The sequence below is a fragment of the Pseudonocardia sediminis genome, assembly GCF_004217185.1.
In the GTDB taxonomy this organism is placed as follows: Bacteria; Actinomycetota; Actinomycetes; order Mycobacteriales; family Pseudonocardiaceae; genus Pseudonocardia; species Pseudonocardia sediminis.
Genome location: NZ_SHKL01000001.1, coordinates 844,877 through 867,399, shown reverse-complemented (window position 1 = coordinate 867,399; position 22,523 = coordinate 844,877). Strand labels below are relative to the sequence as shown.

At 73.5% G+C, this 22,523-nt stretch carries 22 protein-coding genes; 14 read left to right on the top strand and 8 right to left on the bottom strand.

What is annotated here, in order from left to right; genetic code table 11:
• Positions 1-101: 101 nt before the first annotated feature.
• Entirely contained in the window at positions 102-935 is an 834-nt protein-coding gene (locus EV383_RS04235) for an SCO6745 family protein (protein WP_242622883.1), read from the top strand.
• Here EV383_RS04235 and ychF read toward each other — a convergent pair whose 3' ends face one another.
• The 3 genes from ychF to EV383_RS04220 all read right to left on the bottom strand — a co-directional run bounded on the left by ychF (position 936) and on the right by EV383_RS04220 (position 4,246).
• A complete protein-coding gene (gene ychF, locus EV383_RS04230; RefSeq protein ID WP_130288698.1) occupies positions 936-2,009 on the bottom strand; it encodes a redox-regulated ATPase YchF in 1,074 nt (357 codons plus the stop codon). It lies immediately after the preceding gene.
• Positions 2,010-2,150: 141 nt separating this feature from the next.
• Positions 2,151-2,813: a response regulator transcription factor gene (locus EV383_RS04225; protein WP_130288697.1), complete on the bottom strand. Its 663-nt coding sequence runs from the start codon at positions 2,811-2,813 to the stop codon at positions 2,151-2,153.
• On the bottom strand, positions 2,810-4,246 hold the full coding sequence (locus tag EV383_RS04220; protein WP_130288696.1) for a sensor histidine kinase: 1,437 nt from the start codon (positions 4,244-4,246) through the stop codon (positions 2,810-2,812). Before EV383_RS04220 ends, EV383_RS04225 begins: the two co-directional genes overlap by 4 nt.
• A gap of 286 nt (positions 4,247-4,532) precedes the next feature.
• On the opposite strand from EV383_RS04220, the gene EV383_RS04215 reads away from it, so the two are divergent.
• From EV383_RS04215 to EV383_RS04205, 3 genes are all read left to right on the top strand, one after another.
• Positions 4,533-4,955: a hypothetical protein gene (locus EV383_RS04215; RefSeq protein WP_130288695.1), complete on the top strand. Its 423-nt coding sequence runs from the start codon at positions 4,533-4,535 to the stop codon at positions 4,953-4,955.
• 37 nt (positions 4,956-4,992) lie between these two features.
• Positions 4,993-5,694, top strand: coding sequence for a GntR family transcriptional regulator (locus tag EV383_RS04210; RefSeq protein WP_242622882.1), 702 nt, complete (start codon positions 4,993-4,995; stop codon positions 5,692-5,694).
• Between the two features lie 70 nt (positions 5,695-5,764).
• Positions 5,765-7,423 (top strand): long-chain-fatty-acid--CoA ligase, encoded by a 1,659-nt coding sequence (locus EV383_RS04205; RefSeq protein WP_130288694.1) that lies wholly within the window; start codon positions 5,765-5,767, stop codon positions 7,421-7,423.
• 2 nt (positions 7,424-7,425) lie between these two features.
• Here EV383_RS04205 and EV383_RS04200 read toward each other — a convergent pair whose 3' ends face one another.
• Positions 7,426-8,202: an enoyl-CoA hydratase/isomerase family protein gene (locus EV383_RS04200; RefSeq protein WP_165438232.1), complete on the bottom strand. Its 777-nt coding sequence runs from the start codon at positions 8,200-8,202 to the stop codon at positions 7,426-7,428.
• 112 nt (positions 8,203-8,314) lie between these two features.
• Here EV383_RS04200 and EV383_RS04195 point away from each other — a divergent pair, with 112 nt between their 5' ends.
• From EV383_RS04195 to EV383_RS04185, 3 genes are all read left to right on the top strand, one after another.
• Entirely contained in the window at positions 8,315-9,481 is a 1,167-nt protein-coding gene (locus EV383_RS04195) for an acyl-CoA dehydrogenase family protein (RefSeq protein WP_130288693.1), read from the top strand.
• Between the two features lie 105 nt (positions 9,482-9,586).
• Positions 9,587-11,110, top strand: coding sequence for a DNA-3-methyladenine glycosylase 2 family protein (locus tag EV383_RS04190; protein ID WP_130288692.1), 1,524 nt, complete (start codon positions 9,587-9,589; stop codon positions 11,108-11,110).
• Entirely contained in the window at positions 11,107-11,685 is a 579-nt protein-coding gene (locus EV383_RS04185; protein WP_130288691.1) for a methylated-DNA--[protein]-cysteine S-methyltransferase, read from the top strand. The genes EV383_RS04190 and EV383_RS04185 overlap by 4 nt, the downstream gene beginning before the upstream one ends.
• A gap of 59 nt (positions 11,686-11,744) precedes the next feature.
• On the opposite strand, the gene EV383_RS04180 is transcribed toward EV383_RS04185, so the two are convergent.
• On the bottom strand, positions 11,745-12,302 hold the full coding sequence (locus tag EV383_RS04180) for a DUF4232 domain-containing protein (RefSeq protein ID WP_130288690.1): 558 nt from the start codon (positions 12,300-12,302) through the stop codon (positions 11,745-11,747).
• A 275-nt stretch (positions 12,303-12,577) separates the two neighbouring features.
• Between EV383_RS04180 and EV383_RS04175 the strand changes: the two genes are divergently transcribed.
• From EV383_RS04175 to EV383_RS04165, 3 genes are all read left to right on the top strand, one after another.
• Positions 12,578-14,125, top strand: coding sequence for a DNA recombination protein RmuC (locus tag EV383_RS04175; RefSeq protein WP_242622881.1), 1,548 nt, complete (start codon positions 12,578-12,580; stop codon positions 14,123-14,125).
• Complete coding sequence (locus EV383_RS31025) at positions 14,122-15,003, top strand: DUF6542 domain-containing protein (protein WP_165438231.1); 882 nt, start codon at positions 14,122-14,124, stop codon at positions 15,001-15,003. The genes EV383_RS04175 and EV383_RS31025 overlap by 4 nt, the downstream gene beginning before the upstream one ends.
• 222 nt (positions 15,004-15,225) lie before the next feature.
• Positions 15,226-15,771, top strand: coding sequence for a L,D-transpeptidase (locus EV383_RS04165; protein ID WP_130288688.1), 546 nt, complete (start codon positions 15,226-15,228; stop codon positions 15,769-15,771).
• Between the two features lie 88 nt (positions 15,772-15,859).
• Here the strand turns inward: EV383_RS04165 and EV383_RS04160 are convergent, their stop codons facing one another.
• Entirely contained in the window at positions 15,860-16,822 is a 963-nt protein-coding gene (locus EV383_RS04160) for a 4-hydroxy-3-methylbut-2-enyl diphosphate reductase (protein ID WP_130288687.1), read from the bottom strand.
• Positions 16,823-16,934: 112 nt separating this feature from the next.
• Between EV383_RS04160 and EV383_RS04155 the strand changes: the two genes are divergently transcribed.
• Genes EV383_RS04155 through EV383_RS04145 form a run of 3 tightly spaced genes read left to right on the top strand, consistent with a single transcriptional unit; the run spans position 16,935 to position 19,201 of the window.
• Positions 16,935-17,498, top strand: coding sequence for a lipid droplet-associated protein (locus EV383_RS04155; RefSeq protein WP_130288686.1), 564 nt, complete (start codon positions 16,935-16,937; stop codon positions 17,496-17,498).
• Between the two features lie 9 nt (positions 17,499-17,507).
• A complete protein-coding gene (gene xseA, locus EV383_RS04150) occupies positions 17,508-18,974 on the top strand; it encodes an exodeoxyribonuclease VII large subunit (protein WP_423213629.1) in 1,467 nt (488 codons plus the stop codon).
• The gene (locus tag EV383_RS04145; protein ID WP_130288685.1) at positions 18,971-19,201 is read left to right on the top strand and encodes an exodeoxyribonuclease VII small subunit; all 231 of its coding nucleotides are present in this window, start codon (positions 18,971-18,973) and stop codon (positions 19,199-19,201) included. Before xseA ends, EV383_RS04145 begins: the two co-directional genes overlap by 4 nt.
• Before the next feature lie 78 nt (positions 19,202-19,279).
• Here EV383_RS04145 and EV383_RS04140 read toward each other — a convergent pair whose 3' ends face one another.
• Both EV383_RS04140 and EV383_RS04135 read right to left on the bottom strand, forming a co-directional pair.
• Positions 19,280-20,212 carry a type IV toxin-antitoxin system AbiEi family antitoxin domain-containing protein gene (locus EV383_RS04140; protein WP_165438230.1) on the bottom strand — a complete coding sequence of 311 codons (933 nt, stop codon included), beginning with the start codon at positions 20,210-20,212 and terminating at the stop codon, positions 19,280-19,282.
• A 170-nt stretch (positions 20,213-20,382) separates the two neighbouring features.
• Positions 20,383-21,282 (bottom strand): DUF4245 domain-containing protein, encoded by a 900-nt coding sequence (locus EV383_RS04135; RefSeq protein WP_130288683.1) that lies wholly within the window; start codon positions 21,280-21,282, stop codon positions 20,383-20,385.
• A gap of 198 nt (positions 21,283-21,480) precedes the next feature.
• On the opposite strand from EV383_RS04135, the gene glpX reads away from it, so the two are divergent.
• Positions 21,481-22,470 (top strand): class II fructose-bisphosphatase, encoded by a 990-nt coding sequence (gene glpX / locus EV383_RS04130; RefSeq protein WP_130293834.1) that lies wholly within the window; start codon positions 21,481-21,483, stop codon positions 22,468-22,470.
• Positions 22,471-22,523: the final 53 nt, after the last annotated feature.

Here is a 22,523-nt window from a genome sequence, read left to right as displayed (position 1 = left end):
AGCATCATCATCGGAATCCGCCCGGTCCACGACCCGGGAGGGTCACCGGCCTCCACCCGACGGGACCGATGAGTCCGGGGCGACCACCGGGTCAGATCAGCATGCCCACCACCGGAACCGCCCGCCGTATGTTCGAGCTCCTGGAGCCGATCTGCCTGGTCACCTACTTCGCCGACGAGTCCGACGACGCACTCGCCGCGCTCGGCCATCGCACGTACTGGGACGGCTACTTCGCCGCCCGCGCCGCACCGCTGGGACGGGTGTCGGCGCAGATCGTGCACGCGGCCTTCTACAGCTTCGCCGACGGCGAGGCCGCGCGGCACATCCCGAGCGCGTGGGAGACGGTCCCGCCGGAGGTCTCCTTCGACGCGTGGCGACGGGGCAGCGCGGCGTCCGTACGACGGATCCTCGGCGACGATCTGGCCGACTCCCCCGGCCTGGCGCGGGCCGCGGAGCTGGTCACCCGGGCCGCGACGAGCGCACCCACGAACGGCCGGGTGCTCTACGCCGGGTGGCGCACCCTCCCGGTGCCGACCGACCCCGTCACCCGGCTGTGGCACTCCGCGACGATGCTCCGCGAGCACCGCGGCGACGGGCACGTCGCCACCCTCCTCGGAGCGGGCATCGGCGGCGCGGAGGCCCACGTGCTGACCGCGCTGGACATGGGCATCCACCCGCCGGAGTCGTTCGGGCGCATCCACCACCTGCCGAAGGATCACCTGGCCGAGGTCATGGCCGGGCTCCGCGAGCGCGGTCTCGTCGACGCCGACGGCCGGTTCACCGACGCCGGCCGCGAGACCAAGCAGCGGATCGAAGCCCTGACCGACGAGCTCGCCGCCCCGCCCTACGACGCCCTCTCCGCCGACGAGCTCGCTGAGCTGATCGAGCTGCTGGAGCCCCTCACCGCAGCGCTGGTGGCCGCGGGATCGCAGTGATCAGACGTTGAAGCGGAACTCGACCACGTCGCCGTCGTGCATGACGTAGTCCTTGCCCTCCATGCGCACCTTGCCGGCGGCCTTGGCCGCACTCATCGACTTCGCGGCGACGAGGTCGTCGTAGGAGACGATCTCGGCCTTGATGAAGCCGCGCTCGAAGTCGGTGTGGATCACCCCGGCGGCCTGCGGGGCGGTGTCGCCCTGATGGATCGTCCAGGCCCGGGACTCCTTCGGGCCGGCCGTCAGGTAGGTCTGCAGGCCGAGCGTGGTGAACCCGGCGCGGGCCAGGGCGTTGAGGCCCGGCTCGTCCTGGCCGATCGACTCGAGCAGCTCCAGGGCGGACTCGTCGTCGAGCTCCAGGAGCTCGGACTCGACCTTCGCGTCCAGGAACACCGCCTGCGCGGGGGCGACCAGCTCGGTCAGCTCCTTGCGCTTGGCCTCGTCGGACAGGATCGCCTCGTCGGCGTTGAAGACGTAGAGGAACGGCTTCGTGGTGAGCAGCGTCAGCTCGCGCAGCGGCTCCGAGTCGACGCCGGCCTGGAACAGGGTCTTGCCGTCGTTCAGGATCGCGGCGGCCTGCTGGGCGGCCTCCAGCGCGGGGCGGCGGTCCTTGTTGGTCCGCGCCTCCTTCTCCAGCCGGACGAGTGCCTTCTCCAGCGTCTGCAGGTCGGCGAGGATCAGCTCGGTCGCGATCGTGTCGATGTCGCTCGCGGCGTCGATCCGGCCGTCGACGTGCACCACGTCGGAGTCCTCGAAGACCCGCACGACCTGGCAGATCGCGTCGGACTCGCGGATGTTGGCCAGGAACTTGTTGCCCAGACCGGCGCCCTCGGACGCGCCCTTGACGATGCCGGCGATGTCGACGAACGACACCGTGGCCGGGACGACCTTGGCCGAGGAATGGATCTTCGCCAGCTCGTCCAGGCGCGTGTCCGGCAGCGGCACCACCCCGACGTTGGGCTCGATCGTGGCGAACGGGTAGTTCGCGGCGAGGACGTCGTTGCGGGTCAGTGCGTTGAACAGCGTCGACTTGCCGACGTTGGGCAGACCGACGATGCCGAGGGTGAGGGACACGGGCGCCCAGGGTAGTCGTGTCCCCGGAGCAGTGGCCGCCCGGCCGTCGACCGCGCCGTCGGGCGGGGGCGGAGGGTCAGAGCTGCATCGTGCCGGCGGAGGAACTTCTCGACGACGCCGGCGGCCCGGCCGGGCCGGGGCTCAGCCGCCCTGCTCCAGGCGGTAGCCGGTGCCGCGGACGGTGGCGATCCGGTCGGCGCCGAGCTTGCGGCGCAGGTAGCGCACGTAGACGTCGACGACGTTGGACCCGGCGTCCGCGTCGCCCCACACCAGGCGCAGGAGCTGCTCGCGGGACAGCACCTGCCCGGGGTGGCGCAGGAACGCCTCGGCCAGGGCGGACTCGCGCGCGGAGAGGTCGACCGTCTCGCCGTGCACCGACACGTGCCGGGTGCGCAGGTCGAGCTCCAGGCCGTGGAAGCCCAGGACGTCGCGGTCCGGCGGGCGGGCGCGGTCGAGCCGCAGCCGGACGCGGGCCAGCAGCTCCTCGAACTGGAACGGCTTGCGCATGTAGTCGTCCGCGCCGCCCTCCAGGCCCGCGACCGTGTCGTGCACGCTGTCGCGCGCGGTCAGGATGATCACCGGGATGGTGCTGCCGGTCGCGCGCAGGCGGCGCAGGACGTCGAAGCCGTCCATCCCGGGCAGGCCGATGTCGAGGACCAACAGGTCGAAGTCGCCGGTGACGGCGTGGTCGTGGACGCCGGGACCGTCCGGCACGACGGTCACGGTGAACCCGTTCGCGGCCAGCCCCTTCTTCAGGAAAGCCGCGATCCGGGGCTCGTCCTCGGCGACCAGGATCCGGCTCACCCGGTCCCCCCGGGCAGCACCAGCGTGAACGTCGCCCCGTGACCGGGGGTGCTCTCCAGCTGCACCCGTCCGCCGTGCGTCGTCGCGATCGCCTCCACGATGGACAGTCCAAGGCCCGCCCCCTCCGAGCGCGGCCCGCTGTCGCCGCGGGCGAAGCGGCGGAACACCCGCCGCCGCTCGGACGGCTCGACGCCCGGACCGCTGTCCGCGACCCAGATCCGCAGGTCGCCGGCGGCGAGCTCGGAGCCGAGCGCGATCCGGTCCCCCGGGCCGGTGAACCGGGTCGCGTTGTCGGCCAGCGCGATCACCGCCTGGGTGATCCGCTGCCGGTCCATCCGGATGCGGGCGTGCGCGAGCGACTCGAGGTGCCAGTCCCGGTCGGCCAGCGCGGTGAGCTTGTCGAACAGGTCCCGGGTCAGCTCGGCGACGTCGACCATCTCCGGGCGCAGCAGCGTCACCTGCTCGGCGCGGGTCAGCGAGAGCATGTCCGAGACGAGTCGGTTCATCCGTTCCAGCTCGTCGTCGACCAGCTCGACGGTGTCGCGGACGTCGTCCGGGTCGTGCGGGTCGACGACGCCCAGGTGCCCGCGGACGATCGTGATCGGCGTGCGCAGCTCGTGCCCGGCGTCGTCGACGAACCGTCGCTGGGCGAGCACGCCGCTCTGCACCCGGTCCAGCATCGCGTTCAGGGTGCGGGCCAGCTGGGCGATCTCGTCGGTGGGCTCCGACCCGCGCTGCGGGACGCGGCGGGACAGGTCGGTGCCGGTGATCGTGCGGGCGGTCGCGGCCACGTCGCGCAGCGGGCGCAGGATCCGCCCGGCCACCAGCCACGCCGCCCCCGCGGTCAGCAGCGACGTCCCGAACCCCACCAGCAGCATCAGCCGGGCCGCCTCGTTCGCGAACTCGTGCTCCTGCTCGGCGAAGTAGCCGACGACGATCACGCCCCGGCGCGGGTCCCCGGCCAGCCCGACGGGCAGCGCCGCCCACCGGACCTCGCCGGCGTCGGTCGCGTAGCTGCCCTCGGCGCGCCGGGTCACCGAGCCGACCATGTCGGTGAACCGCCGGTCGTCGCGCAGCAGCACGGTGGGGCTGAGCCGGCGCGACTCCCAGCGGAAGTCGCCGTCGAGGTAGCCGAGGAACTTCTCGTTGGGACGGGCCAGGTTCGCCGCGATCACCGACCGCAGGATCTCGTCCACCGAGTCGTAGGGCTCGCCGGTGGTCGGGTTGATCCCGGTCTCGGTGACCCGCGCGAACTCGGCGATCTCGGAGGTGAGTGCGGTGTCGATCCGCTTGTCCGTCTCGTTGATCAGCAGCAGCCAGGTCACCAGCGTGACGACGGCGAGTGAGGCCAGGACGAGCAGCAGGACCCAGGCGATGATCCGGGTGCGGGCGGCGGTCGCCCGGCCCGCCCGGCGGTCGGCCGGGCCCGGCATCGTGGTCGTGACCGGGACGGACGCGTGATCGATCGAGATGCCGGCCTCCTGTTCGGTGATCCCCTCGTTTCATGATCCCGCATCCGGCGCGACGGCATCGGCCCGCGTCGCGTGACAGAGGCGACGGACAGCCACCGACGTTGGTCCGAGAGGAGTACGGCATACTGCCGCCATTCGCCGATGTGACTCACCGTGTGCACGAGCCCGCGATCGTCGTCACCTGGTGAGACCAGACCGAACCGCACTCGGGTGACCGTGAGGCATCCGGAGACCGATCGGGAGAACCATGCGCCTGCCGGGTGTGCACGTCCTGCTGACCGCCGGGGTCGTCGCGGTCACCTCCATCGGCACGGTGACGGCGTTCTCCCTGACCGGCGCGGCGACGCCCGCGCCCGCCCTCCCGCCGGCCGCACCGCCACCCGCCGCGAGCGCGCCGGACGTCCCCGCACCGCCGCTGCCGCTCCCGCCGCCGAGCGAGGCGCCCCGCCCGGTCGTCGAGACCTCCGAACCGACGACGGAGACCACCGAGGCGGCGCCCCGCAGTACGGCGGAGGACGAGGAGCCCGACACCCGGGCCGAACGCCGGGCGGAGCGACGCGAGCTGCGGGAGCAGCGGCGGGCCGAGCGGGGCCGCTCGGACGACCGCTTCGACGATCAGGTCGAGTACGCCTGCCAGGAGGGCTACGTCGACGAGGAGTACTGCCGGTAACGTCGCCGCCCGGGGATCGGCGACGGGGGTGGACGACGTGGACGACGCTGCCCCCGGCGACGCCCGGCGCCCCCTGGCCCGCGACGACCGGCAGCTGAGCGAGCGGGTCGCCGGCCACCTGCGCGAGGCGATCATGGCCGGCGAGGTGCAGGCCGGGGAGTTCGTCCGGACCGAGCACCTGGCCGAGCAGCTCGGGGTGAGCGCGACCCCGGTGCGCGAGGCGCTGATGATCCTGCACAGCGAGGGCGCGGTGCGCTGGGAGCCGCGGCGCGGGTTCCGGGTGGCGCCGCTGAGCCGCGGCGACGTCGCCGACCTGTTCTCGGTGCAGGCGTTCATCGCCGGTGAGCTCGCCGCCCGCGCCGCCGCCGCACTGCCGGACGGCGAGGTCGACCGGCTGCGCGAGGTCCAACGCTCGCTGGAGGTCGCCGCCCGGGCCGGGGACGCCGCCGGGGTCGACCGGCTCAACCACGAGATCCACCGCACGATCAACCGCGCCGCCGACGCCCGCCGGATGACGACGGTGCTGCGCACGCTCGTGCAGTACGTGCCGCTGGGCTACTTCGGCCAGGTCCGCGGGTGGGCGGACGCCTCGCAGCACGACCACGGCGCCGTCCTCGACGCCCTGGAGCGCCGCGACGCCGACGCCGCGCGGGAGGCGATGGCCGCGCACGTGCGGCACATCGGAGGGCTGCTCACCGAGCACCTGGCCGCGCACGGCGCGCTCGACGACCGCGTCTGAGAGCCCTTGCGCGATTCTATAGAAGCCGGGCAGCCTCACCCCTGATCACCGGCTCACCGTGGAGGCACCGATGCAGGGTCTGATGTTCGACAGCCAGCTGCTCCTGCACTCACTGCTGTGGCGCACCGAGCGGCTGTTCGCCGAGAAGCAGATCATCACCCGGCTCGGCCCCGGCGAGTACCACCGCTACACCTACCGCGACTTCGGCAAGCGGGCCCGGCGCCTCGGTGACGCACTGCGCACGCTCGGCGTCGAGCCGGGCGACCGGGTCGGCACGCTGGCCTGGAACCACTGGCGCCACCTCGAGGCCTACTTCGGCGTGCCCGGCATCCAGGGCGTCCTGCACACGATCAACCTGCGGCTCTCGCCGTCGCAGCAGAAGTTCACGATCGACAAGGCCGAGGACCGCTTCCTGCTCGTCGACACCGACCAGCTGCCCGGCGTCGCGGCGTTGTTCGAGCTGGGTCTGTCCAGTGTGGAGGCGGTCGTCGTGCTGGACGACGCCGTGCCCGCGCACGACCTGCCGGTGCCGGTGCACGCCTACGAGGACCTGCTGGCCGTGGCCGACGAGGACGCGCAGTTCTCCGAGTTCGACGAGAAGACCGCGTCGGCGATGTGCTTCACCTCCGCGACGACCGGCGACCCGAAGGGCGTCGTCTACTCGCACCGGGCGATGGTGCTGCAGGCGATGTGCCTGGCCATGCACGACAAGCTGAACATGGCCGAGCGCCAGATCTGGCTCGAGGTCGCGCCGATGTTCCACTGCAACGGCTGGAACATCCCGCACACCGCGCTGCTGCAGGGCGCGACGCTCGTCCTGCCCGGCGCGCACCCGACGCCGGGCGACTACGTCGACATCATCGAGGACCTCGGCGTCACCGGCATGAACGCCGCGGTCACGATCGGGACGATGATCCGCGACGCCGTCCGGTCGTCGGACCGGGAGCGTGACCTGTCCACGCTGGACACCCTGTGGCTGGGCGGGCAGGCACCGTCGAAGGCGGTCATGAAGTGGTTCCGCGACACCTACGACACCGAGGTCATGCAGGGCTACGGCATGACCGAGAACTCCCCGCAGATCTGCTTCTTCGCGCTCAAGTCCACCCTGGAGGACGGCAGCGACGACGAGATCTACTCGCTGCGCCAGACCCAGGGCCTGCCGATCCCGCTGCTGCAGATCAAGGTCGTCGACCCGGTGACCGGGGAGGAGCAGCCCTGGGACGGCGAGTCGATCGGCGACTTCCACGTCCGCTCCCCGTTCACCGCCAGCGAGTACTACCGCGACGAGCGCACGAAGGACTCGATCGTCGACGGCTGGCTGCGCACCGGCGACGTCGGCTGCATCGACCCCGAGGGCTACGTCCTGCTCAAGGACCGCTCCAAGGACCTGATCAAGTCCGGCGGCGAGTGGATCTCCACGATCGACCTGGAGAACGCGCTGATGCTGCACGGAGGCGTCGCCGAGGCCACCGTCGTCGGGATCTCCGACGAGAAGTGGCTCGAGCGCCCGCTCGGGGTCGTCGTCGCCTCCGACCCGGCGTTGACGGCCGAGGACCTGCGCGCGCACCTGCTCGGCGAGGGGTTCGCGAAGTTCTGGGTGCCCGACGAGTTCCTGTTCGTCTCCGAGGTGCCGAAGACGAGCGTCGGCAAGTTCGACAAGAAGGCGATCCGCGGGGTGGTCGCCGACGACGGGGTGGCCGGCGCCCGGGAGCGGCTGCTCCCGTCCTGAGGTCAGCGCCCCCGGTAGACCGGGTCGCGCTTCTCGGTGAACGCCGTCGAGCCCTCGACGGCGTCGTCGGTGCGCAGGACGTCGAGGAAGTGCCGGAACTCGTTCGCCATCGCCGCCGGCTCGTCCGTTCCCAGTCCCTCCAGGACCGACGCCCGCGCGGTGCGGACGGCGACCGGGCCGCGGGCGGCGATCCGGCGCGCCAGCGCGACCGCCTCGTCACGCAGGCTCTCCAGCGGCACGACCCGGTTCACCAGCCCGACGCGGTGCGCCTCGGCCGCGTCGATCGGGTCGCCGGTCAGGATCATCTCCATCGCCAGCCCGAGTGGCACCGACCGCGGCAGGCGGACCGTCCCGCCGGCGCCGGGGATGATCGCCCACTTCGTCTCCGCCAGCCCGATCGTCGCGTTCGGCGAGGCCAGGCGGATGTCGCAGGCCAGTGCCATCTCGCAGCCGCCGGCCAGCGCGTGCCCGTTCACCGCCGCGATCATCGGCTTGGTGCGCTCGACCGCGGTGAACCCGCCGAAGTTCCACGGCGGCGTCTCCCCCGCCCGCACCCGGTCCCGGAACGACGGGATCAGCTTCTTCAGGTCCGCCCCGGCGGAGAACGTCGAGTCCCCGGCCCCGATGAGCACCGCGACGCGCAGGTCGTCGTCGGCCTCGAACCCCGCCACCGCGGCACCGAGGGCCTCGTTGTGCTCGGGGTCGAGGGCGTTGCGCGCCTCCGGGCGGTTGATCGTGATGACGGCGACGTGACCGTCGCGCTCGACGTCGATGGGCAACAGGGCTCCTTCTCCAGTGGTGACGCAGATCGTCGTGCCGGACTCTAGAGGGGACCCGCTGCAGGATTCTATATTCTGTAGAGAATGCCGTAGCCAGAGCCGAGGAGACGCGATGTCCGAGCTGAGCACCGAGGAGCGCGCCGTCGTCGACACGGTGCGGGAGTTCGTCGACCGCGAGGTCCGTCCCGTGGTCCGCGAGATGGAGCACGCGAACGAGTACCCGGAGAAGCTGATCGAGCAGATGAAGGGGCTCGGCATCTTCGGTCTCGCGATCCCCGAGCCGTGGGGCGAGGCCCCGGTGTCGATGCCCTGCTACGCGCTCGTCACCGCGGAGCTCGCGCGCGGCTGGATGAGCCTGGCCGGGGCCATGGGCGGGCACACCGTCGTCTCCAAGCTGATCCTGGAGTTCGGCACCCAGGAGCAGAAGGACCACTACCTGCCGAGGATGGCGACCGGCGAGATCCGGGCCACGATGGCGCTCACCGAGCCCGGCGGCGGCTCCGACCTGCAGGCCATGTCCACCCACGCCGACCGCGACGGCTCCGGGGACGACGCCGACTTCGTCGTCAACGGCTCCAAGACCTGGATCACGAACTCGCGCCGCTCCGGGCTGATCGCGCTGATGTGCAAGACCGACCCGCACGCCGAGCCCCAGCACAAGGGCGTGTCGATCCTGCTGGTCGAGCACGGGCCCGGGCTGACGGTGTCCCGCGACCTGCCCAAGCTCGGCTACAAGGGCGTCGAGTCCTGCGAGCTGTCCTTCGACGACATGCGCGTGCCGGCCACCGCCCTGCTCGGTGGTGAGGAGGGGCGCGGGTTCGCCCAGATGATGAAGGGCCTGGAGACGGGCCGGATCCAGGTCGCGGCCCGTGCGCTCGGCGTCGGGCGGGCGGCGCTGGACGACGCGCTGCGCTACGCCCAGGAGCGGGAGAGCTTCGGCAAGCCCATCTGGCAGCACCAGTCGATCGGCAACTACCTCGCCGACATGGCCACGAAGATCACCGCGGCCCGGCAGCTGATCCTCTTCGCCGCCGACAAGTACGACGCCGGGCAGCGCTGCGACATGGAGGCGGGGATGGCGAAACTGTTCACCTCCGAGGTCGCGATGGAGATCGCGCTGAACGCGGTCCGCATCCACGGCGGGTACGGCTACTCCACCGAGTTCGACGTCGAGCGGTACTTCCGCGACGCCCCGCTGATGATCGTCGGCGAGGGGACGAACGAGATCCAGCGCAACGTCATCGCCGCTCAGCTGGTCAAGCGCGGCGGCCTCGACTGACCCGTGCGCGGATATCGCTGCCCTGGCGACGATATCCGCGCACGACCCCCGCGACGTCCGATTCCCGCCGGAGGACTGTCGGTGGCGGATGGCACAGTTCCTTCCGTGCCGCTCGACCACGACCGTTGCCACCGCGCCGTCACCTCGCGTGACGCGCGGTTCGACGGGCAGTTCGTCACCGCGGTGCGCACCACCGGCATCTACTGCCGGCCGTCCTGCCCGGTCCCGCCACCCCTGACGCACGACGTCGACTTCCTCCCCACCGCCGCGGCCGCGCAGGCCGGCGGGTACCGCGCGTGCCGGCGGTGCCTGCCCGACGCCGTGCCCGGGTCGCCGGAGTGGAACGTCCGCGGGGACCTCGCGGCGCGGGCGATGCGCCTGATCGGGGACGGGACGGTCGAGCGGGACGGGATCACGGGCCTGGCCGCGCGTCTGGGCTACTCGGCGCGGCACCTGAACCGTGTGCTCGGCGAGGAGCTGGGCGCGGGGCCGCTCGCGCTGGCCCGCGCGCACCGGGCGCACACCGCGCGGCTGCTGGTGGAGACGACGTCGCTGACGATGGCCGACGCCGCGTTCGCGGCCGGGTTCTCCAGTGTGCGGCAGTTCAACGACACCGTCCGTGAGATCTACGGGGTGCCACCGAGCACGCTGCGCGCCGAGGCGGCGCGCCGTGGCGGTGACGTCGCCGGTGCCGCCGGCCCGCTCTCCCTGCGCCTCCCCTACCGGGATCCGTTCGACCCGCACGGCCTGCTCGCGTTCTTCGACGCCCGCACGGTCGACGGCGTGGAGTCGGTGCGCGACGGGACCTACCGGCGCACGCTGCGCCTGCCGCACGGACCGGCGACGGTGGCCCTGGACCTCGTCTCCGCCCGGGGCGCGGTCGCGGCGACCCTGCGCCTGACCGACCTCCGCGACCTCGGCCCGGCCGTGGCGCGGCTGCGCCGGATGCTCGACCTCGACGCCGACCCGGAGGCGGTCGACGCCGTGCTCGGCGCGGACCCGGCGCTGGCCCCGTCCGTGGCGGCGGTGCCGGGAATCCGGCTGGCCGGCTCCGTCGACGGGGCCGAGACGGCCGTGCGGACCGTGCTCGGTCAGCAGGTCTCGGTCGCCGCGGCGCGCACGGCGGCCGCCCGGATGGCGACGGTCCTGGGCGACCCCCTTCCTGCGGAGCTCGGGTCGCCCGCCGGCGACCGCGACGAGCCGTCCCTGCTCTTCCCGACGCCGGCGACGATCGCCGAGCGCGGGCACGAGGTCCTCACCGGACCGGCCCGGCGTGTCTCCACCGTGATCGGTGTGTGCGCCGCGATCGCCTCCGGGACCCTCGTCCTCGACCCCGGACGCGACCCCGACGAGCTGCGCGCCGAGCTGGTCGCGCTGCCCGGGGTCGGCCCGTGGAGCGCGGGGTACCTGGCCATGCGCGTGCTGGGTGACCCCGACGAACTTCTGGCCTCCGACCTGGCGGTACGCCGTGGCGCCGAGGCCCTCGCACTCCCCGGTGACGCGACGGGACTTCATGCCCGCTCCGCGCGCTGGTCGCCCTGGCGGTCCTACGCCGCCACCCACCTGTGGAGAGCCGCGGCGGCACGGTCCGCCCCCGCTCCCGCACCCACACGCCGGAGGACGGCATGACGAACACCCTCTCCACCCCCGACACCACGACCACCCCGGACGCCGCGGCCACCGACGCCGCGGCCGGGACGGCCCACTGGGCGACCCAGGACACCCCGATCGGCCCGTTCACGGCCGTCGTCGACTCCGGGGGCGCGGTCCTCGCCTCGGGCTGGACGACCGAGCTGGGCGAGCTGCTCCCCCAGGTGCACCCCTCGTTGCACCCGGGAGAGCTGGTCTCCGGAGACATCGGCCCCGTCGCCGAGGCCGTCGCCCGCTACCACGACGGCGACCTGACCGCGATCGACGCGATCGCGGTCCGGCAGCGGTCCGGTGAGTTCCTGACCCACGCCTGGGACGTGCTGCGCACCGTCGAGCCCGGCACCCCGGTGACCTACACCGAGTACGCGACGCGGGCGGGACGCCCGAAGGCGGTGCGGGCCGCGGCCGCGGCGTGCGCACGGAACGCGGTGGCACTGTTCGTGCCCTGCCACCGGGTACTGCGTACCGACGGCTCCCTCGGCGGGTTCCGCTGGGGGCTGCCGGCGAAGCGGTGGCTGATCGACCACGAGGCCGCCCGCTCCCGGACGGCGTAGTCCCCCGTCCAGGGGTCCGGGGCCCGGTCCGGCCGCGCGCGGGACCGGGTCCCGGGCTGTCAGACGCCGGGCTGCACGGGGCCGATCGCGGTGCCCGCGTCGACCTCCATGTACCCGCCGGCGGCGCCCTCGCCCGGGATCACCGCGCCACCGGGTGCCCGCAGCGAGAACGACGCCGTGCCGGCGACCGCCCCGCCCGCGGAGTTCGGCACCTGGATGTCGAAGTGCACCGGGGCGCCGGGACCGAACGCGACGGGCACCGTCTGGTCGCCGTAGGTCGTGGCGTCCACCCCGATCGGGGTCTGCCCCTTGGTGAACAGGACGCCGGTCGGCGATCCGGCGAGCGTGCAGGCCGACGTACCCGGCGCGGCGACCAGGGTGACGCGGTAGTGGTGGTGCCCGGAGCTGGCGACGTCGGGCGCGATGGTGCCGCGGTAGTTCGCCGGGCGGCAGGCCGACGGCGCCGTGTCGGTCCCGGCGACGGCCGCTGCCGTCGCGACCGGTGCGGCGCTCCCCGCCGGGGCCGCGGAGGCGGCTCCTGCGGTCAGGGGTGTCAGGATAGCGGCCGCGGCGATGCCGGTGGCGGCGAGGGCGCGGGTGACGATCGTGTTCTTCATCGGATGGACCTCTTTCGCTTCCGCTCTGGACGCTGACACCTGGTGAGACGGCCCGGGTCGCATTCGGGATGCTTCTCTGTCCGATGCGTCATATCCGGGCAACCCCCGGTCGCATCGCCCGTCTCCACCTGCGCCGACCGGTAGACATCCGACCGGGTGACGGCGTGTGCGCGGGGCACGGAAGCGCTGGTGGGACCGCATTCCGGCGGGATCGCGGCGGCCGCATCCGGCGCGGCGGGACCGAAACTGTCGGTGCCCCGGTGCACCCTGACGGCGTGGATCTCACGAGCATGATCGTCGGCCTGGTGGCCGGGCTCCTGGCCGGTGCCGGGGTGGCCTGGCTGCTCGCCGGCGCCCGGCACCGCGAGGCGGCCGCCGAGGCCGCGCGGGCGTCGGCGAACGCCACCGCGACCACACGGGCCGACGCCGCGGGCCTGCGCGCCGAGCGGACCGGGCTGATGGAACGCATCGAGGACCTGCACGAACAGTTGGAGCAGGCGACCACGCGGCTGCGCCGGGCCGACTCGGACGCGGCGTCGTTCCACGCGGCGCTGCAGGCCGAGCGGGAGGCCCGCGCCGAGAGCGAGGCCCAGCAGGTCCGGCGGGAGGCCGAGCTCAAGGACTCCTTCGCCGCGTTGTCCCAGGACGCGCTGTCCCGCAACAACGAGCAGTTCGTCGCGCTGGCCGAGAGCCGGCTCAAGGAGGTCACCGCGGCCCTGTCGGCGAAGGCGCAGGGCGACGAGACGGCGCGGGCCAAGGCCGTCGAGACGCTGCTGGACCCGCTCAGTGCGGCGCTGGGCCGGGTCGAGGGTCAGCTGCGCACGGTGGAGAAGGAGCGCGAGTCGGCCTACGCGGGGCTGCGCGAGCAGGTCCGGCACATGGCCGACAGCTCCGAGCGGCTCGGCACCGAGACCAAGGCCCTGGTGAACGCGCTGCGCGCGCCGCAGGTGCGCGGGCGGTGGGGTGAGCTGCAGCTGGAGCGGGTCGCCGAGCTGGCCGGGATGGTCGAGCACTGCGACTTCTCCACCCAGGTCAGCGCGGCCGGCGAGGACGGCGGCGTCCGGCCGGACATGGTGGTGCGCCTCTCCGGCGGCAAGCAGGTCGTCGTCGACGCGAAGGTCCCGTTCGCGGCCTACCTGGAGGCGGTGGAGAGCCGCGACGCCGACGTCCACAAGACCAAGCTGGCCGCGCACGCCCGCCAGCTGCGCGCCCATGTGGACCAGCTCGCGGCGAAGGCCTACTGGGAGTCGTTCGAGCCGACGCCGGAGTTCGTCGTGCTCTTCGTGCCGGGCGACCCGTTCCTGGAGGCGGCGCTGCAGGCCGACCCGGCGCTGCTCGAGCACGCCTTCGGCCGCAACGTCGTGCTCGCCACCCCGACGACGCTGATCGCGCTGCTGCGCACCGTCGCCTACGGCTGGCGGCAGGAGGCACTGGCCCGCAACGCCGCGCAGGTGCACCGCCTCGGACGGGAGCTGCACGGCCGGCTCGCCACGATGGGCACGCACGTCGCCAAGCTGGGGCGCAGCCTGGACTCGGCGGTGGACAGCTACAACCGCACCGTCTCCTCGCTGGAGGCGCGGGTGCTGGTGACGGCGCGCAAGTTCACCGAGCTGCAGGTCTCCGACACCGATCTCGTCTCCCCGGAGCTGGTCGAGGGCGGCCTGCGCGGGATCTCCGCGCCGGAGCTGGTCGCCTCCGCGGGCGACTCCCTGGTCTCCCTGGAGGATCTCGCGCAGGCGAGCCGGGAGCGCCCGGACGCCGACGACTCACCCCCGGACGGGTCCCGGGAGGACCCCGACGTACGGGCTACTCTGAACCGGTGACCGACACCCGCACCGCGTCGGCCGGGCGGACCGCCTCCACCCCGCCCGGCGGGCGCACCGGTTCGTCCCGGCCCGCCCGGCGGACCGGTAAGGCCCCCGCCGGATCGTGGCCCGTCCGCGAGCGATCGCTGGTCAAGCCGGTGCTGGGGATCCCGCCGCTCGCCGCGGTCGGGCTCGCGGTCGGGCTGACCGCCGTCGGTGTGGTGGCCGACCTGCTGCGTCTCGGCACCGTCGGCGCGATCTTCGAGGTCGGCTACTTCCTCGGCTGTGTGCTGGCCGTGGCCTGGGTACGCCGTCGCAGCATCTTCGTGCCCGCCGTCCAGCCGCCACTGATGCTGGCCGTCGTCATCCCCGTGATCGCCGTCCTCGTCGGCGCTCCGACGCCGGAGGCCGGCGCCACCGAGCACCTGCTGATGGCCGGCGCTCCGCTGATCAACGCGTTCCCGGCGATGGCCGTCACCACCCTCGTGGTGCTGCTGGTGGCCGGGTTCCGGCTCGTCCGCCAGCGGACCGGGCCCGACGACGCGGTCGGGCAGCTCCGGCGCCGTCTCTCCGGGAGCCGCTCCGAGAACGCGGCACCCGACGGGGACACCGGACGCGAACGGCCGTCCGGCCGGACGACGACCCGGCCGGACCGGGCACGCCCGACAGCGGCCGACACCGCGACGAGCGCGGCGGACCGCGCGTCCGCACGGGGCCGGGGACGGCGCACGAGCGCGCCGGAGACCGGGGCCCGCGCGACCGGGGCCCGCACCTCGGGCGCCTCCGTCCGCGCCGCGTCGGGCCGCCCGGCACCGCGCAGCGGCACCTCGCGTTCGACGACCGGATCCACCCGGGCCGACGAGCCGTCCCGTCCGCGCCGGCCCCGCCGCGGCTGACGGCATCCCCCGGCCGTCACTCCCGACGCCCCGATCCGCCGCACCGACCGGACCGCCCGTCGCGCCGCTCGTCGTGCGATGCGGCGTTCGGCGCACGACCCCCGATCGGGTAGAACTCGTCAGGAAACGGACGCAACCCCCGAGCGGCCCCGGACGTCACACCATCGGGAAGGCGACGACCGTCGCCGACACCCGACGTCGCCCCGGCAACCCAGGAGAACGATGAGCAACGCCCACCACAGCCGTAGGCCACGACCCGCCGTGATCATCGCAGCGCTGGTCGGAGTCCTCGCGGTGGTCGGCGCCGGCACCGCGCTCGCCGGCTCGCCCGCCGCCCAGGCGTTCAAGGACCAGCCGCTGGTCCCGGGGACACCCTGCACGGTCACCGCGAAGGCCTGTGTCGACCTCGACTCGAAGCGGTCCTGGCTGTTCAAGGACGGCAAGATCATGCGCGGACCGGTGCCGGCCGCGACCGGCGGCCAGGGCAAGCTGACGCCGGTCGGGCACTCGCTGCGGGTCTACCGCAAGGAGGCCGACCACAAGAGCGGCGAGTACAAGGACAAGCAGGGCCGCCCGGCCGCGATGCCGCTGGCCGTGTTCTTCCAGGACGGCGGCATCGCCTTCCACGAGGGCAACACCGAGACCCCGTCCGGCGGCTGCGTGCGCCTGGCCCGCCCGGACGCCCAGGCCTGGTTCGACTACCTGCAGATCGGCGACCAGGTCCAGGTCGTCTCGGCCAAGCAGGTCACCGCGGACCGCGCCGCCTGACCCACGTACGACACCGCACCACCCCGCAACGACGAAGGACCCGGCTGAGCCCCTGTCAGCCGGGTCCTTCGTCGTTCGCGGTGTCCTTCTAGCGGGCGGCGGCCCGGTTCGGGCGCAGCTCGCGCGGCAGCGAGAACGTCAGCGTCTCCTCGGCCGTGTCGATCTCCTCGACCGAGCCCCAGCCGCGCTCGGCCAGGTGGTCGACGACGCCGCGCACCAGCACCTCGGGCACCGAGGCACCGCTGGTCACACCGATCGTGCCGACACCCTCGAGCCAGGCGTCGTCGATCTCCTTGGCGTAGTCGATCAGGTAGGACGCGCCGGCGCCGGCGGTCAGCGCGACCTCGACCAGGCGCACCGAGTTCGACGAGTTGCGCGAGCCGACGACCAGGACCAGGTCACAGCGCGGGGCCATCGCCTTCACCGCGACCTGGCGGTTCTGGGTGGCGTAGCAGATGTCGTCGGACGGCGGGTTCTGCAGCGCCGGGAACTTCTCCCGCAGCGCACGCACGGTCTGCATCGTCTCGTCGACGCTCAGCGTGGTCTGCGACAGCCAGACGACCTTCTCCGGGTCACGGACGGTGACGCCGTCGACGTCGGCGGCGGACTCCACGATCTGGATGTGCTCGGGCGCCTCGCCGGAGGTCCCCTCGACCTCCTCGTGGCCGTTGTGCCCGACCAGCAGGATGTCGTAGTCCTCGCGGGCGAAGCGCTTGGCCTCCTGGTGCACCTTGGTGACCAGCGGACAGGTCGCGTCGATGGTGCGCAGCTCGCGGGCCTTGGCCTGCTCGCGCACCGCCGGGGACACCCCGTGCGCGGAGAACACGACCATCGCCCCCTCGGGCACCTGGTCCGCCTCCTCCACGAAGATCGCCCCGCGGTCGCTCAGCGTCTCCACGACGTGCTTGTTGTGCACGATCTCCTTGCGCACGTACACCGGCGCACCGTGCTGCTCGAGCGCCTGTTCGACGGCCTCGACCGCCCGGTCGACGCCCGCGCAGTAGCCCCGTGGCTTGGCCAGCAGGACCTGCTTGTCTCCCGATCCGGACATGCCTCCACCCTACGGACGTCCGCGGCACCGGTCAGCCGGACGTGAGCGGTCCGACCCGCGTGGTGACCCACCCGACCTGCCAGGAGATGCGTGACAGGGAACAATGGCGCGCATGACACCGCTGCCGTTCCCCCTGCGGATCGCCGCGGGCCTCGTCGTGACCGCCGTCGAGCAGGCCCGGGAGCTACCGCGGCACGCCGTCGAGTTCCCGGTCACCGCCGTGAGCCAGGCACTGCAGGTGTCCATGCGCCTGCAGCAGACCGTCACCGAGCTGGCGATCAAGGGCGACCGCGCGCTGGGCACCCTGCGCCCCGCCGAGGACGTCCCGAGCTGGGCGACCTTCGACGACGACCTGCCGCCCCTGACCGACCCGCGCCCGCGCAACGGCGCGAGCACCGTCTCCGAGCTGCGGCCGACGACGAAGGTCACCGACATCCCGGTCGCCCGCCCGCCGCGGCCCGCCGCCCGTCCGGCTCCGTCGGCCGACCCGGCGGCGACCGCCCCCGAGGCGCTGCCCGAGTACCCGACGATGACGATCCCGCAGCTGCGCGGCAAGCTCCGCTCTCTCACCCTCGACGACCTCGCCGACCTGCTGGCCTGGGAGACCTCGCACGGCAACCGCGACGAGTACGTCACGATGCTGACCAACCGGATCTCGACGCTGTCCCAGAAGTAGGGCCCGGAAGTGAGTGCACCCTCCTCCCCCACGTCGGAGGAGACGCCCTGGCCGGTCCGCACGGTCGCCCGCAAGATCGCCGAGTGGGTGGACCGGCTCGGCGCCGTCTGGGTCGAGGGGCAGCTGGCGCAGGTCACCGCCCGGCCCGGGTCCGGCACCGCGTTCCTGGTGCTGCGCGACCCGGCCGCCGACGTGTCGCTGCAGCTCACGGCGCCGTCGTCGCTGGTGCGCGACAACGGTGGCGCGGTCGTCGAGGGCAGCCGGGTGATCGTGCACGGCAAGCCGTCGTTCTACCTCGGGCGCGGCACCCTGAGCCTGCGCGTGGACGCGATCCGCGCCGTCGGGCTCGGTGAGCTGCTGGCCCGGATCGAGCGGCTGCGACGGCTGCTCGCCGCCGAGGGACTGTTCGACGCCGCCCTCAAGCGCCGTCCGCCGCTGCTGCCGAACCGGATCGGGCTGATCACCGGGCGGGCCTCGGCCGCCGAGCACGACGTCGTCTCCAACGCGACCGCCCGCTGGCCCGGGGTGCGGTTCCGGATCGAGAACACCGCCACCCAGGGCGGGCTCGCCGTCGGGCAGATCGTGGACGCGCTCGGCGTGCTCGACCGCGACCCGGAGGTCGAGGTGATCGTGCTGGCCCGCGGCGGCGGCAGCGTCGAGGACCTGCTGCCGTTCTCCGACGAGACGCTGTGCCGCGCCGTCGCGTCCTGCCGGACGCCGGTGGTCTCCGCGATCGGGCACGAGCCGGACACCCCGCTGGTCGACCACGTCGCCGACCTGCGGTGCTCCACCCCGACCGAGGCCGGGCGCAGCCTGGTCCCGGACCTGGCCGAGGAGACCGCGCGCATCGCCGGCCTGCGGGAACGGTCCCGGCGGGCGCTGTCCGGGTGGGTCGACCGCGAGGAACGACGGGTCCGCGACCTGCGCGCCCGGCCGGTCCTGGCCCAGCCCCTGCGGATGTTCGACCGGCACGAGCGCGAGGTGGCCGACCTGCGCGCCACCGGGCACCGCGCCGTCCTGCGCCGGTTCGACCGGTCCTCGGCGGAGCTCGAGCACCTCACGGCCCGGCTCACCGCACTCGGGCCGTCCGCCACGCTGGCCCGCGGGTACGCGATCGTCCAGCTCGCCGGCACCGACGGCGTCCGGCCCCTGCTGCGCTCGGTCTCCGAGGCCCCGGCCGGGACCGCCCTGCGCATCCGGGTCGGCGACGGCGCGATCGCGGCGACGTCGGACGGCCCGGAGACGGCGGACGGACGTCCGGCCGCGGGCGACCCCACCACCGACGGCTCCGCGGCTCCCGGCCCGGACGACACGGGCACGGGTGACACCGACCCGGCTCCCGCTCGCCCGCGACGCACCCGGAAGACTCCGGCCGGAAACACCACGTCCAGGACCACCACGCCCGGGGACACCCCGTCCGACGACACGGCCCCGGCCGGCCCGGCCCGGCGGACCAGGAAGAAGGCGAGCGGGTGAGCACACCGCAGAGGACCCCCGTCGAGAAGCTCGACTACGAGAAGGCCCGCGACGAGCTGGCCGAGGTCGTACGCGCCCTCGAGGTCGGCGGCCTGGGCCTGGACGAGTCGGTCGCCCTCTGGGAGCGCGGCGAGTCCCTGGCCCGCCGCTGCGAGCAGCAGCTCGCCGGCGCCCGCGAACGCGTCGAACAGGTCCTGGCCGAGTCCGAACCTGAGTCCGACTCCTGACGCGACCTCACACGGGGTCGGCGCACTTCACACGCCGTACAACGCTTGTGAGGTGCACCGAACCCATGTGAAGTGTCCTCAGTCGAGAAGCCTGCGCAGGTGAGCGGCCGTCGTGGCGAAGTCGTCGATCTCGGACCAGGTCCATCGCGCCACGCCGAGGCCTTCCCGGCGCAGGGCGTCCTCGCGGCGCTTCTCCTCGAACACGACCTCGCCCGGTGACTGCCCAGGGCGGAGCATGCGCCCGTACTTGACCTCGCCGTCGAACTCGCCGACCACCGGCGGGTCGCCGTCCCACCAGAAGTCCACCCTGGCCAACCATTCGCCGTCGGCGTCGTGGACGTCGCGCTGCAGGTCCGGCGTGGGCAGGCCGATCCGGTGGATCGTCACGCGGCTCCGGGACTCCCCGGCACTCTCGCTCCGTCCGTCGGCGAACCGGATCACCCGCTCCGCCGCCGCGTTCCCGGGCCGTCTCCGTCCACGCCCGACCGCGCGGCACAGGTCCTCCGGCGTGACCCCGGGCAGCCGGAGGGCGGCGTCGGCGACCGCGACGGCCCGGTCGAAGGGCACCGTCCGGGCCAGATCGGCGACCGTGCGCGGCACCGACGTCACCGAGACGCCGTCGAGGACCTCGATCTCGTCGGGTTCCAGCGCCGCCGAATGCAGGTGCAGGTCGGCGCCGACCCTGCCGCCGGTACGACGAGCACGGGTCACGTGCACCCGTCGCAGCGGGATCCCCCAGGGGTCGAGCCCGTGCAGCACGGCCGCCGACACGTGGCTGACCACCACCGAGGGCTCCAACCGGCAGAGCGCCCCGCGCACGGCGACCGCGTGCCGGGCCGCCCGCTCCGTCACCGCCGGAACGTTCCCGTCCGGCCCCGCGGGCAGGTAGACACCCCGCCGCAGCCGGATCAGCTCGCGATCGGCCAGGGCGCGGCGTATCTCGACGCCGCTGACTCCTGCGGCCAGGAGGTCGGCCCGGCGCACCGGGTCGGCACCCGTCCAGAAGTCCACGGTCCGAGCATCGCCCGCACGACGTCGGTCGCCCCCGGGAACCACGAACCTGTGGACAGCCACGTCAGGATGTGGACAACCCGGCCCCCACGGACCTCACACGGCGTCGGTGCACCTCACACGGCGTGGAACACCTGTGAGGTGCACCGGACCCGTGTGAGGTGGGCAGGTCAGTTCGTTCCGCCGCCGGTAGGGGGGGGGCGGGCCCGGATCGTCGCTTCGGCCAGGGTGCGGAACTCGTCGTCGTTGCCGCTGCCGGTGATCAGGAGTCTGGTCGGTGTCGGTGATCCGGGCGTCGGGACGGCGGTGACACGGAACGGTTCACCGCTGCCGGAGCGGTAGGTGACCCAGTTCAGGCCGGCCGCGGGGGTGACGCCCTCACCGGTCGGGACGTCGGTGCCGGCCTCGGTGCGCAGGAGGTTCTCCTCCGTCGCGTCGCTCTGCACCAGGCGCAGGTAGCGGCCCTCCCCGGTGACGAAGCCGACCCGGACGGCGGTGCCGCCGCCCACGACCTCGCCGCGGTCGGTGGAGTTCGCCCGCCACCCGACGGCCGGCACGCGCAGCGGGAACGTCGAGATCTTCGCGTACTCGCCCAGCCGCGCCGGGGCGTCGACGGTGGGGCCGGCGTTCGGGTCGATCGTCGGCCCGGCCGGGGCGAACGTGCAGGACCGGGTCACCCCGACCAGCAGCAACGCGATCGGGATCAGGATCAGCAGAGCCCCGAGCATGTCCTTCATCCGGGTCTCGGTCCGGCCCGGCTTCTGCATCGGACGCGGACCGATGCGGGGACGCGGCCTCGGCGTACCCCCCGTGGGGGCGGCGTCCGCATCCGTCGACGTCGCCGCACCGGAGCCGGCGGGGTCCGGACCACCGTCGCCACCGCCGGGAGCCGGATCACCGGCGGCGACCGCGGACCGGTCGGACGCGGACGTCTCCTCGGCCCCGACGGACGCGGAGGTGTCGCCGGACTCGGTGGACGCGCGGGGATCGGACTCGGAGCTCACCCCACCATCGTCGCGCAGGCCCGGCCCGGCGGCACGCAGACCCGTCGCCGCGGTGACGCGGGGCATGGCGTCGGTCGCTCATCGCTCCACCGGCACGCCCGATCTGCCAGGATCGCAGGCCGGGGCCACCTTCGGCCGACCACACCAGGCCGTGCCGACCACCGCGGACCCCGAGCGAAGGAGACGCCCGTGACCCAGTCAGCGCAGTCCTCGACCATTGCGGCCCCCACCCGACGGCGGGAGGCCCCCGACCGGAACCTGGCGATGGAGCTGGTCCGGGTGACCGAGGCCGCGGCGATGGCCGCGGGGCGCTGGGTCGGTCGTGGCGACAAGAACGGCGGTGACGGCTCCGCGGTGGACGCGATGCGCCAGCTCATCGGCACCGTGACCATGCAGGGCGTGGTCGTGATCGGCGAGGGCGAGAAGGACGAGGCGCCCATGCTGTTCAACGGCGAGCAGGTCGGCAACGGCCAGGGCCCCGCCTGCGACGTCGCCGTCGACCCGATCGACGGCACCACGCTGATGGCCAAGGGGATGCCGAACGCGCTGGCCGTGCTCGCGGTGGCCGAGCGCGGCGCGATGTTCGACCCGTCGGCGGTGTTCTACATGGAGAAGCTCGCGGTCGGGCCGGAGGCGGCCGACGCGATCGACATCCGCGAGTCGGTCGCGGAGAACATCGGCCGGGTCGCCGAGGCCAAGAAGTGCGACGTCGCCGCCGTCACGGTGTGCGTGCTGGACCGCCCGCGGCACGAGAAAATCGTCGACGAGATCCGCGCCACCGGCGCCCGCATCCAGTTCATCACCGACGGCGACGTGGCCGGCGCGATCGCCGCGGCCCGCCCGGACAGCGGCGTCGACATGCTCTACGGCATCGGCGGCACCCCGGAGGGGATCATCACCGCGGCCGCCCTGAAGTGCATGGGCGGTGAGCTGCAGGGCCGGCTCTGGCCCAAGGACGACGAGGAGCGGGCGAAGGCCGTCGCCGCCGGGCACGACCTGGAGCGGGTGCTGACCACCGCCGACCTGGTCCGCGGGGACAACGTGTTCTTCTGCGCCACCGGCATCACCGACGGGGCGCTGCTGCGCGGCGTGCACTACCAGCCCGGTGGTGCGACCACCCAGTCGATCGTGATGCGCTCGAAGTCCGGGACGGTGCGGCTGATCGACGGCCACCACCGGCTGACCAAGCTCCGCGAGTTCTCCACCATCGACTTCGACGGATCCGACGACCACGACGTCCCGCCCCTGCCCTGACCCGGTGGTGTCGTGGTCGTCACGCCTCCCTGCGGACCGGTGCGGGTGAGGCC